Annotated in this window: 1 protein-coding gene (cut by a window edge); it reads right to left on the bottom strand. The window is 70.8% G+C overall.

The window, feature by feature from the left end:
* Positions 1 to 13,187 carry the 5' portion of a non-ribosomal peptide synthase/polyketide synthase gene (locus IG65_RS0123595; protein WP_051756730.1) on the bottom strand. It extends 4,471 nt beyond the left edge of the window, so 13,187 of the gene's 17,658 nt are visible here — the first part of the coding sequence; its start codon is at positions 13,185 to 13,187; its stop codon lies beyond the left edge, outside the window.

The following is a 13,187-nucleotide window of genomic DNA, read 5'->3' as shown; positions in this document are numbered from 1 at the left end:
AGCACCGCCGCGAGCACATGCTCGTCGCGGGCGAGTTCGAACACCCGCACCCGCACGGGCACGTCGGCGGTGACGTCGAATCCGGTGCCGAACAACTCCCGGATTCGTTGCGGCAGGGCGTCTTCGGCGACCGGTACGGCGGTCGTGTCGATGTGGACCCGCTCGACCGGCAGGATCACCTGCGCCGGTTCGCCGCCGATCTCGGGGTAGACGGTACTCAGCGATTCGTGCCGTGCCACGACATCGCGCAGTGCCGCGGCGAGGGCCCGCTCGTCCAGGTCGCCGGACAGGCGCAGCGCGAGCGGAATGTTGTAGGCGGCCGAGGTGCGGTCGAACCGGTTGAGGAACCACATCCGCTGTTGCGCCGGGGAGAGCGGCAGCCGGGCCGGGCGCGCACCGGCGACCAGGGCCGGCCGGTCACCGCCCGTCAGCGCCGCCACCGCGAGGTCGGCGACCCGCGGATTCTCGAACAGCGTGCGCACCGGGACGCTCACGCCCAGGGCCGCGCCGATGCGGGCGACGGCCTTGGCCGCCGAGAGCGAGCTGCCGCCGAGGGCGAAGAAGTCGTCGTCGGCGCCCACCGCCCGGTCGGTGCCGAGTTCGCCGAGCACCTCGGTGAACACATCGGCCACGATCTGCTCGGCGGCGGTCGTCGGCCGGCGGTAACCGACCGTCTCGAACACCGGCGCCGGAAGGGCGCGCACGTCGAGCTTTCCGTTGACGGTCAACGGAATTCGGTCCACCGCGACCACAGCGGCCGGAACCATGTGCTCGGGCAGCCGCTCGGCGACCGCGCGGCGCACCGACGCCACGTCGAGGTCGGCGCCCACCACATATCCGACGATCCGGGCTTCGGCTCCGTCGTCCGCGCGGACCACGACCGCGGCCTGTGCCACCGCGTCCACGGCCAGCAGCGCGGCCTCGATCTCGCCGAGTTCCACCCGGAATCCGCGCAGGTTGACCTGGTGGTCGGCGCGACCCAGATATTCGAGGTCACCGGTCGCGGTCCATCGGGCGAGGTCACCGGAGCGGTAGGCGCGTGAACCCGCCGTCCCGTAGGGGTCGGCCACGAAGCGCCCCGCGGTCAAGGCGGGCCGCCGCAGATATCCGCGGGCGAGCTGTCCGCCGGAGACGTAGATTTCGCCCGGCACACCCACCGGCACCGGCCGCAGCCGCGAATCGAGCAACCGCACGGTCAGGCCCGGCAGGGCGCCTCCGATCACCCCGGCCGCACCGGTGCGCGCGTCGATCGGCCGGAACGACACATGCACCGTCGTCTCGGTGATGCCGTACATATTGATCAGCCGCGGTGTGTGCGGATACCGCGCGAACCAGTCCCGCAGCCGCGCCGGCTCCAGCGCTTCGCCGCCGAAGATCACACAGCGCAGCCGGTAGTCGGCCGGAGCGTCGGCCAGGTCCGCGCTCATCAGCTGGTAGAACGCCGAGGGCGTCTGGTTGAGGACCGTCACGCCCTCATCGATCAGCAGCTCCCGGAATTGCTGCGGCGACCGGGAGGTGAAGTAGTCGACGACGACGATCCGGCCGCCGTGCAGCAGCGCACCCCACAGTTCCCACACCGAGAAGTCGAAGGCGTAGGAGTGGAACAGCGTCCACACATCCGAGTGGTCGAAACCGAATCGCTCGCGGGAATTGTCCAGCAGCCGAATCACATTGGCGTGCGGAATCTGCACGCCCTTGGGGCGGCCGGTGGAACCGGAGGTGTAGATGACGTAGGCGGTGTTGTCCGGGCGTAGCGGCGAGCGGCGGTCGGCATCGGTGATCGGCGCGGTGTCCAGCTCCTGCCAGGACACGGTGTCCAGGTCGATTACCGGGCCGTCGAACCAGCCCCGGTCCGGGCCGTCCGCACCGGTGATCGCGCACACCGGCCGGGCGTCGGCGAGGATGTATTCGATCCGGTCGGCGGGGTAATCCGGATCGATCGGCAGATAACCGGCGCCGGATTCGACGACCGCGAGCAGTGCGACGATCAGGTCGGCCGAGCGTGGCAGCGCCACGGCGACCAGTGTTTCCGGACCGGCGCCGGCCGCGATCAGGCGCCGGGCGAGGCCCTGGGCCCGGTCCTCGAGTTCGCCGTAGGTGAGGGTCGCGTCGCCGGCCCGCACCGCGACGGCCGTTCGGTCCGCCCGCGCGGCCGCCGCGAAACGCGCTGCGATGGTGGTCGTTTCGGAACGATCGTCGCCGCTGACGGACCATTCGTACAGCGCGCGATGCTGTTCCTCGGCGCTGAGCAACTGAATGTCGCCGACCACGACGGTGTGGTCGTGGCTGACCGCGGCCAGCACCTGCTCGAAGCGCCGGGCCAGCTCCGCGATCGTCGCCGCGTCGAAAAGATCGGTGGCATAGGTGATCTCGACCGACATCCCGCCCGCACGACCGTCGTCGTCGATGGACTCGACCAGCGTGAACTGCAGGTCGAACGCGACCGCGGCCGCGTCGACCGCCTCGGGCGTGACGTGCAGCCCCGGCAACTCGACCTCGGGCAGGGTGAAGTTCTGGAAGGTCAGCGCCACCTGGAACAGCGGGTGACGGCTCGCGGTGCGGGCCGGCGCCAGCATCTCCACCACCTGCTCGAACGGCACGTCGACCTGCGACAGGGCCGAAATGTCCTGCGCGCGAACGGTATCGAGCACGGTGTGGAAGTGCTCGCGACTGTCGATCTCGCTGCGCAACACGATGGTGTTGACGAACATGCCGACCATCGGGTCCAGCGCGGCCTCGCCGCGCCCGGCCACCGGGGTGCCGATCGCGATATCGGAGGTGCCCGACATGCGCGACAGCAGCACCGCCAGCGCGGCATGCACCGTGCTGAACAGGGTGGTCTCGTGTTTGCGGGCCAGTTCGCCCAGTTCGCTGTGCAGATCGGAGTCGATCTGGAAGCGGTGGCTGCCACCGCGGTACGACGGTGTCGCGGGACGCGGACGATCGGTGGGCAGTTCCAGCTGTTCCGGCACCCCGGCCAGACGGGTGCGCCAGAATTCGCGCTGGCGGGACAGTTCGGATTCCGGATCGGCCGGATCGCCGAGGACTTCCGCCTGCCACAGCGTGTAATCGCGGTAGCGCACCAGCAGGTCCTGCCAGCCGGGCGCGCGCCCGTCGCGGCGCGCGGCGTACGCGGCCGTCACATCCGCGGCCAAGGGGCCCAGGGAAAGGCCGTCCGCACAGATGTGATGCAGGACCAGCAGCAGTACGTGATGATCAGCGGACAGCGCGAAAAGCTCGGCGCGCAAGCCGGTTTCGACGGTGAGGTCGAATTCGGTGGCGCAGATCCCGGCGATGCGCTCGGCCAGCGTCTGCTCGCTCACCGCGGCCACGCGCAACGCCGGGATGTGCGCCGCGGCGGGCTCGACGACCTGCACCGGCCCGTCCGCGGTATCGGGGTAGCGGGTGCGCAACGTCTCGTGCCGCTCCACCACATCGGCCAGGGCCGCGCGCAGGGCGTCGATATCCAGTTCTCCGCGCAACCGCAGCGCCAGCGGGATGACGTCGACCGCGGCGGCCGCCCGCTCGTCGGCGCGGAAGCGGTTGAGGAACCAGATCCGCCGCTGTGCCGCCGAGAGCGGCACCTGCTCCGGCAGCGTGCGCGCGGTCAGCGGCGCGCGCGCACCGGTGCCGGCCAGCAGCTCGGCCCGCGCCGCCAGCTCGGCCACCGTGGTGGCCTCGAACAGCAGGCGAACCGGCAGCTGCGTGTCCAGAGCGGCGCCGATGCGGGCCAGCACCTGGGTGGCGAGCAGCGAATTGCCGCCGAGGTCGAAGAAATCGTCGTCGCGCCCTACGCGCTCGGCGCCCAGCACCTCCGCGAAGACCTCGGCGACCACGGCTTCGGCCGCCGTCGCCGGCGCGTGATATTCGCGCGCCTGCCAGACCGGATCGGGCAGGGCGCCGCGGTCCAGCTTGCCCGAGCCGTTGAGCGGGAACGCGTCGAGTACGACGTAGGCCGCGGGGAGCATATAGGCCGGTAGTCGCTGCGCCAGTGTGGCTTTCACCGCGTCGATATCGATGCCTGCGCCGTCGGCGGGCAGCAGATACGCGACCAACCGGTCACCGGTCTGCGGATCGTGGCGAACGATCACCACGGCCTGTGCGATCTCGGGCACGGCGGTGAGCGCCGCTTCGATCTCGCCCAATTCGATGCGCAGGCCGCGCACCTTGACCTGAAAGTCGGTGCGGCCCAGATACTCCAGTTCACCGCGCGGGTTCCACGTGACCAGATCGCCGGTGCGGTAGAGCCGCTCCCCGGTACCGAACGGATCGGCAACGAACCGTTCGGCGGTGATGTCGGGGCGGCCGACGTACCCTTCGGCCAACTGCGTGCCGGCCAGGTACAGCTCACCGGCGACCCCCACCGGCACCGGCCGCAGCCGCGCGTCCAGCACGTACAGCCGGGTGTTGAACACCGGGCGGCCGATCGGCACGGTCGCGGTGTCGGTGTCGACGACCTCGTGGCGAGTGACGTCGACCGCGGCCTCGGTCGGCCCGTAGAGGTTGTGTAGTCGCGCACCGGTGACCGCCCGCAGGCGCTGCGCAACCTCCGCGGGTAGCGCCTCACCGGAAGCGAACACCGTCCGCAGCGAACCCGGCCGCGCGTGCGCGAGGAACACCGCGAGCATCGAGGGCACGAAATGCGCCACCGAAACGTGTTCGGCGCGAATCAGTTCGGCGAGGTAGGCGGGGTCGCGATGGCCGTCGGGCCGGGCCACCACGAGCCGGGCGCCGACCTGCAACGGCCAGAAGAACTCCCACACCGACACGTCGAAGGTCGCCGGCGTCTTCTGCAGTACGACGTCGGCGGCGGCCAGTTCGTATTCGGCCTGCATCCACACCAGCCGGTTCACGATCGCCCGGTGGCTCACCGCCACACCCTTGGGTTTGCCCGTCGAGCCCGAGGTGAAGATGACATAGGCGGGATGGCCCGGCCGCAGCGGTCGCAGCCGGTCGGCGTCGGTGAGCGGCGCCGACGAGTAGTCGCCGGTGTCGAACAGGTCGATATCGAGGACGGCGCAGTGACTGACCAGACCGCTCGTATCGAGATCGAGCCCATCGGTGGAGCGGGTCAGCACGCACACCGGCCGCGCGGTGCGCAGTACGTCACCGATGCGCCGGGCGGGATGATCGGGGTCGAGCGGTACGTAGGCGGCGCCTGCGGCGACCACCGCGTACATGGCGACCACCAGATCGTCGCTGCGGCGGATGCCCAGGGCCACCGTGCGGCCGGGGCCGACGCCGATCGAAACCAGCAGCCGCGCCAGTCGATTCACCCGCGCCGAGAAGCCGGCATAGGTCCATTCGGCGCCCTCGAAGCGCAGGGCGACGGCATTCGGGCTGCGCCGCGCCTGCTCGGCGAACAGGTCGGCCAGTGTGGTCGCCGGCACCTCGTGGGCGGTGTCGTTCCATGTGCCGAGGATCTCTTCGCGTTCGGCGGCCGACATCGGTTCGATATCGCCGACGGGCCGTTCCGGCTGTGCGAGGAGGGCTTCCAGTACCAGGCGGAACCGGCGCGCGAATCCCGCGACGGTCGGCTCGTCGAACAGGTCCGTCGCATATTCGAAGACCGCCGCCAGGTTGCCGTCGGCCGCTTCCTCGGCCGTCAGGTGCAGGTCGAATTTGGCGGTGCCGGAATCGAGTTCGAGCGTCGTCGCGCTCAGCCCCGGCAGTCGCGGTTCACCGGCGGCGGCCTGGCGCAGATCCAGCATCACCTGGAACAGCGGGTGCCGGGCCGCCGAGCGCATCGGATTCAGCACCTCGACCAGACGCTCGAACGGAACGTCGCGGTGGGCGAAGGCGCGCAGGTCGCCGTCGCGCACCGCGTCGAGCAGTGCGGTGAACGAGGACTCGGGCGCGACGTCGGCGCGCAGCACCAGCGTATTGACGAACATGCCGACCAGATCGTCGAGTGCGGCCTCACCCCGGCCGGCGATCGGCGTACCGATCGCGATATCGCGCTGCCCGGACAGTTTCGCCAGCACCACCGCGAAGGCGGCGTGCAGCGCCATGAAGAAGGTGGCGCCGGTCCGCTCGGCCTGCTCACGCAGCGCGGAGACGGTCTCGGCGGGCACCGCGAAGCGGTATCGGGCGCCGCGGCCCGTCGCCGTCGCCGGCCGCGGCCGATCGCCCGGCAGGGCCAGCACATCGGGCAGGCCCGCCAGTTCGCCTGCCCAGAACCGGATCTGCTCGGCGATGGGTGAATTCGGATCGTCCTCGGAGCCGAGCACGGCCCGCTGCCAGAGCGCGAAGTCGGCGTACTGCACGGGCAACGGCAGCCACTGCGGCGCCCGGCCGGCCGTGCGCGCGGCATAGGCCTGGATCAGATCCCGCGTCAGCGGGGCGATCGACCAGCCGTCCGCGGCGATGTGGTGAATGGAGACGACGAGCACGTGCATATCGGCGGCGCTACGCAGCAGCGCCGTCCGGATCGGCGCCTGGTCGCGCACCGCGAAGGCGACGGCCGCCTCGGCCCGCAGGCGCTGCGCCAACTCGTCCTCGGGCACCGGCTGGGGCGCCAGGTCGACCACCACGTCCGCCGGGTCGAGTATCTGCTGGAAGGGCACGCCGTCGACGGCGGGATACCGGGTACGCAGGGCCTCGTGCCGCGCCAGCACATCGCGCACCGCCGCGGCGAGGGCGGTGACGTCCAGCTCGCCCCGCAGCCGGATGGCGGTGGTCAGATTGTCGACCGCCGATTCGGTGTCGAACTGGTTGCGGAACCACATCCGCTGCTGCGCGTAGGACAGCGGCAGCCGCTCCGGCCGGGGCCCGGCGGTCAACGCGCGATGCCGGCGAGGAGACGAATCCCGCAGTCGCCGGGCAAGATTCGCGACCACCGGGTTCTCGAACAGCAGGCGCACCGCGACCTCGCGGTCCAGCGCCTCGGCCAGCCGGGCCGACACCTGGGTCGCCACCAGCGAATTGCCGCCGAGGGCGAAGAAGTCGTCGTCGAGCCCGACCTGTTCGGCACCCAGCACACCGGCGAAGACCGCCGCCACGGCCTTCTCCTCGGCGCTCTCCGGCGCACGGAACCGTTCGGTGGCCAGTACCGGATCGGGAAGGGCGGCGCGATCGAGTTTGCCGGAGGCCGTCAGCGGCATGGCCGCCAGCGCGACGTAGGCGCTGGGCACCATGTACGACGGCAGCCGATCCCGCAGCCGGCTTTCGGCAAGGGTCCGCGGATCGCCGTCGCACACCGCATAGGCCACCAGCAGATCGCCGGCCCGATGCCGGTACACCCGCACCGCTGCCGCCTCGATGCCGGGCGTGGCCAGCAGCGCCGCCTCGATCTCGCCCAGTTCGATGCGCTGGCCCCGCACCTTCACCTGGAAGTCGCTGCGCCCCAGATATTCCAGATCCCCGTTGCGGAGGCGGCGCACGAGGTCACCGGTGCGGTACATGCGAGCACCCGCGGGGCCGAACGGATCGGCCACGAATCGCTGTGCGGTCGCGCCGGTCCGGCGGTGGTACCCCCGGGCGACCTGCGCACCGGACAGGTACAGCTCGCCGATCACCAGGTCGGGAACGGGCTGCAGCTGCCGGTCGAGCACCAGAATGTGACTGTCGCGCACCGGCTTACCGATCGGCGCGGGACCGGTGCGGTCCGGCGCAACCGGCGCGTGGGTGGCGTGCACGGTGAATTCCGTGGGCCCGTACAGATTGTGCACGGCGGCATCGCTCACCGCGGCGAACGCCCGCACGGCCTCTCCGTTGAGGGCCTCGCCGGCGACGAGAACACACCGCAGCGTGCGGATATCGGCCGGTGTCACGGTGTTCGCGAAAGTCGCCAGCAGTGACGGTACGAACGAGATCATGGTCACGGCGTGCCGGGCGACGGTCGCGGCCAGATACGCGGTGTCGCGATGCCCGTCCGGTGTGGCGACCACCAGCCGCGCTCCGCTGCCGAGCGGCGCGAACAGCTCCCATACCGAAACGTCGAAGGTCGCCGGGGTCTTGAACAGCACCACGTCCCGCTCACCGATCCCGTACTCAGCGGCGATCCAGGCGATCTGGTTGGCAAGCGAACCGCGCTGGACGGCAACGCCTTTCGGCGTTCCGGTGGATCCGGAGGTGAAGATGACGTACGCGGTGTCGGCCGAACGCACCGGGGCGAGCCGGTCGGCGTCGGTGAGCGGGCGATCGGACAGGCCGTCGAGCTCGAGCGCATCGATCGCGATCCGCGGAATGTCCAGATCGGGCGCATCCCCGGCGGTCAGCATGCATGCCGGCGCGGCGGTCTCGGCCACCTGCCGCAACCGGGCCGTCGGCTGATCCGGGTCGACCGGTACGTACGCCCCGCCGGCGGCCAGCACGGCGTAGGCGGCGATCACCAGCTCGGCCGACCGGCGCATCCCCAGGACGACCAGCGATTCCGGGCCGACGCCCGCGCCGACGAGATGGCGGGCCAGGCGGTTGATCCGCGCCGACAGCTCGGCGTACGTGTATTGCCGCTCGCCGTCGAGCACGGCCACCGCATCGGGCCGCAGGAGGGCCTGCCGCTCGAACGCGGTGAGCACGTCGGGAGCCGTTCCCCCCGCGCCGCGGCGGCCGGCGTCGATCGTGCGCCGCAACTCGGCGGCGTCGAGCAGCGGCAGCCGGCCCACCGCACGAGTGGGCTCGGCGACCATATGGACGAGCAGTTGCCGCCACCACCGCGCATACGCCGCGATGGTGTCCGACTCGAAAAGATCTGTGGCGTAGGTGAACTCCGCCGTGATCCCCGCCGGTGCCGGACCTTCCCCGGGACCGGCACCGGCGAAGCTTTCGGTGACCGTCAGTTGAAGGTCGAACTTGGTCACCGCCGTGTCCAGGGTACTCGTCCGCACGGACAATCCGGGTAACTCGACGGCGATGTCCTGAGTGTCGGCCACACCCAGCATCACCTGGAACAACGGGTGGCGGGCCTGCGAACGGACCGGGTTCAGCGCCTCCACCAACTGTTCGAACGGCAGATCTGCGTGGGCGAAGGCGCCCAGGTCCACCGCCCGGACCCGTTGCAGCAGAGCGGTGAACGGTTCGTCGGCCGCCACTCGGGTGCGCAGCACCAGCGTGTTGACGAACATGCCGATCAGATCGTCGAGTTCGCGGTGACCACGCCCGGCGACCGGGGTGCCGATCACGATGTCATCGCCGCCCGAGATCCGCGCGAGCAGCGCGGCCAGCGCGCCGTGCAGCACCATGAAGGTCGAAACACTTTGGGCGCGGGCGAGTTCGGAGATCGCCGCGTGCAGGTCCGCGGGTAGGTCGAAGCGATAGGTGGCGCCCCGGCCGGCGGCCACCGCGGGCCGCGGCCGATCGGCGGGCAGGTCCAGCTGGTCGGGAATTCCCGCCAGCGTGTGCGCCCAGTAGCCGAGCTGCTGGGCGGCCAGGGATTCTGGATTTTCGGGGACACCGAGCCGATCTCGTTGCCACAGCGCGTAATCGGCGTACTGCACCGCCGGCAACGCCTCGGGGGCGTCGATACCCGACCGGCGGCGGGTATAGGCGGCGGCCACATCCCGCGCCAGCACCGGCAGCGAGAGTCCGTCCGCGGCGATGTGGTGCAGCACGATCGCCAGCGCGACATCATCGGCGGCCAGTTCGAAAATCGTCGCTCGCAACGGGATTTCGGCGGTCAGATCGAAGCCGCGGGCCGCCAGCCGCGTCAACTCGGCGGCGAGGCCCTCCGCCGCAACGGTTTCCACCGCGAAGGACTCCGGCCCCACCTGCCCGGCGGGGAGAATATGCTGCCGGGCCACGAGCTCGTCGTCCGCCGGAAAGACGGTGCGCAACACCTCGTGGCGGGCCACCACATCGGCCAGGGCCGCGCGCAGGGCCTCGGTGTCCACCGCGCCGGTCATCCGGACCACGAACGGCATGTTGTAGCCGGCGCTGTCCTCCTCGAACCGGTTGAGGAACCAGATGCGCTGCTGCGCGGGCGAGAGCGGCAGCACCTGCGGTCGCGGCCCGGCGACCGGCCCGGCGCTCTCGTGCATGTCCTCGGTTTCGAAGGCGCGGTCGATCAGCTCGGCGAGCGCCTCGACCGTGGTGGCCTCGAACAGTTCCCGCACGGTCAGCGCGCAGCCGAGGTCGGCGTTCAATCGCGCCGCCACCTGCGTCGCGACCAGCGAATTACCGCCCAGGGCGAAGAAGTCGTCGTCGAGTCCGAGGCGCTCACGGCCGAGCACCTCACCGAACACCTCGGCGACCGCCCGCTCCGAGACCGACTGCGGCCGGCGGTACTGTCCGGCCGTCCGCTCGGGCGCGGGAAGCGCGGCCCGATCGAGTTTGCCGGAGGCGTTGACCGGCAGCGATGCCAGCATCACATACGCCGCGGGCACCATATATCCGGGCAACTCGCGCGCGGCCGCGCCGCGCACGCGCGCCACGTCGACCGCGCCGGCGGTGGTCTCGACCAGATAGGCCACCAGTTGCGCACCCGTGCCGGCATCGTCGCGCACCACGACCACCGCGCGCGCGACCCCGGGCACCGCGCCGAGCACCGCTTCGATCTCGCCGAGTTCGATCCGCAGCCCGCGCAGTTTGACCTGGAAATCGGTGCGGCCCAGATACTCGAGCTCACCGTCGGCCGTCCAGCGGACCAGATCCCCGGTGCGATACATCCGCGCCCCGGGGCCGGCCTCCGTCTCACTGTCCGCGAACGGATCGGCGACGAACCGTTCGGCGGTCAGCTCCGGCCTCCCGACGTAGCCCCGGGCGAGCTGAACCCCCGACAGATACAGCTCACCCGGAACGCCGACGGGCACCGGCTGCAGCCGTGCGTCGAGCACGTACAGCCGGGTGTTGAAGACCGGTGCGCCGATCGGCACACCGGTGGTATCGAGCGGGCCCACCTGATGCGCGGTGACATCGACCGCTGCCTCGGTGGGTCCGTACAGATTGTGCAGCCGCGCGCGCGGCGCCGCGGCCCGCAGTCGCTGCGCCAGCGGTCCGGGCAACGCCTCACCGGACGCGAACACCGCACGCAGCGAACTCAATTCGGAGGCATCGACCACGCCGCCGAGGAAGGCCGCCAGCATCGAAGGCACGAAATGCGCGATGGTGACGCCGAATTCGGCGATCACCGTGCGCAGGTAGGCCGGGTCGCGATGCCCGTCGGGCGTCGCCAGCACCAGGCTCGCGCCGACCTGCAACGGCCAGAAGAACTCCCACACCGACACGTCGAACGTGGCGGGGGTCTTCTGCAGGACGACGTCCGCGGCGGTGAGCCGGTAGGCGCTCTGCATCCAGACCAGCCGGTTGACGATCGCGGCATGGGTGACCGCGACGCCCTTCGGCCGCCCGGTGGAACCGGAGGTGAAGATGACGTACGCGGGATGCTGCGGCCGCAGCGGCGAGATCCGCTCGGCATCGGTCACCGGTCCCTCGGACAGCGCCGACAGGTCCAGTTCGTCGATGTCGATCCACCGGGTGTCACCGTCGCCGTGATCGCCGGCGGTGGTCAGCACGCAGACCGGCTTCGCGGTCTCGAGCACGTAGCCGATGCGATCGGCGGGATGGTCGGGGTCCAGCGGCACATACGCCGCACCCGCCGCCAGCACCGCGTACATCGCGACCACGAGCTCCGGGGAACGCCGAATATGCAGTGCCACCGTGGTTTCCGGTCCGGCGCCGTGCGCGATCAGATACCGCGCGAGCCGGTTGACCTCGGCCGCGAACCCGGCGTAGCCGAGGGTCCGCGATCCGCGCAGCGCGACGGCCTCGGGGGTCCGCGCCGCCTGGCGCTCGAACATCGACACCAGGGTCGCGTCCGCACCCGCAAGCGCGTCGATATCCACCTCGGTGGCATTCCAGATCCGGAGGCTGACCTCGCGCTCCAGATCGGTCGTGACCGCCACCGACGACAGCGGCCGCTCGGGATCGAGGTCGACCAGCCGCTCCAGGAACCGTACGAAGCGGGCGTGATGACGGGCGATGTCGTCGGCGCGGTACAGATTCGGGTTGGCCTCGAAGTCGACGTGCACCCGGTCGCTGTCGCCGTAGTAGACGTTGAGGCTCATATCCTCGACCGGCCCGGTCGAGAGCACGTGGTAGCGGCCGGTGGTATCACCCAGGGTCAGGTCGCTGCGGAACAGCATGATGTTGGCCAGTGGCCCGAACAGCGCGCGGCGGGTGGCCAGGCCTTCCATGCCGGCGTCGCGGCGGATGTCCTCGTGCCGGTAGCGCTGATGCCGCAGGGCCCCGGCGACCTCGACCCGGGTCTGCTGCAACAACTGCGCCCAGGTGGCCTGCCCGACCTGCAACCGCAGCGGGACGATATTGGAGAGCATGCCGGCCGAGCGCCGCATCACGGCCGTCGTGCGGGCGGTCACCGGCAGGCTCAGCACCGCCTCGTCGCGTCCGCTCAGCCGGGCCAGATAGGCCGCGAAGGCCGCGAGCAACACCACGGCGGCCGTCGAATCATGCGCTGTCGCAAGGTCGTTCATCCGGGTGGCGATCTTGTCCGGCAGCCGGCGGCCGTAGACCAGGTTTCCGGCCGCGCGGGGTGCGCTGCGGCCGTTGAGCGTGGTCGCGCCGTCCAGATCGCGGACCCGCTCGCCCCAGTACCCGCGATCGGAGCCGAACCGGGTGCTGTCGCGGTAGCCGCGTTCACCCTCGACCAGCGATTCGAGGCTGCCGGCCTTGGCCGGTTCGGGTTCGATGCCGCGCAGCTCGGCGGTGTAGCGCTCGGCGACGCGCATGGTGTTGGTCAGGGCGCCGAATCCGTCGAGAACGATGTGGTGGGCGCGCAGATACCAGAACCAGCGCCGTTCACCGACCCGCAGTACGGCGCCGGCGAAGAGCCGGTCCGTCAGCAGATCCACCGGCCGCGTGTAGTCCGCGCGCATCCAGTCGTGGGCCGCCGCGACCGGATCGGGGGCATCGCGCAGATCGACCGGCACGATGTCGACGGGAAGCCGCGGGTCCACGCACTGATACGGCTCGCCGTCGATTTCGCCGAGCCGCACCACCGTGGACCCGAACTCCCGGGCCGCCTCGACCGAGACCTTTTGCAGCACTTCGACATCGAGGTCTCCGTGCACGTCGACGTACTGGGCGATGTTGATCGGAGTCCGCGGATCGAGCAGCTGGGCGTACCAGACGCCGAGCTGCGCCGGCGTCAACGGGAACGGCGACGGATCCGACGTGATCTCGGCGCCGTGACCTTCAACCGGACCGAACCCGCTCAACTCCGAACTCTGCAC

The sequence above is a fragment of the Nocardia sp. NRRL WC-3656 genome, assembly GCF_000720265.1.
Taxonomy (GTDB): Bacteria; Actinomycetota; Actinomycetes; order Mycobacteriales; family Mycobacteriaceae; genus Nocardia; species Nocardia nova.
Note: the sequence above shows the minus strand (reverse complement) of the source record. Positions and strands in the feature narration are given on the sequence as shown.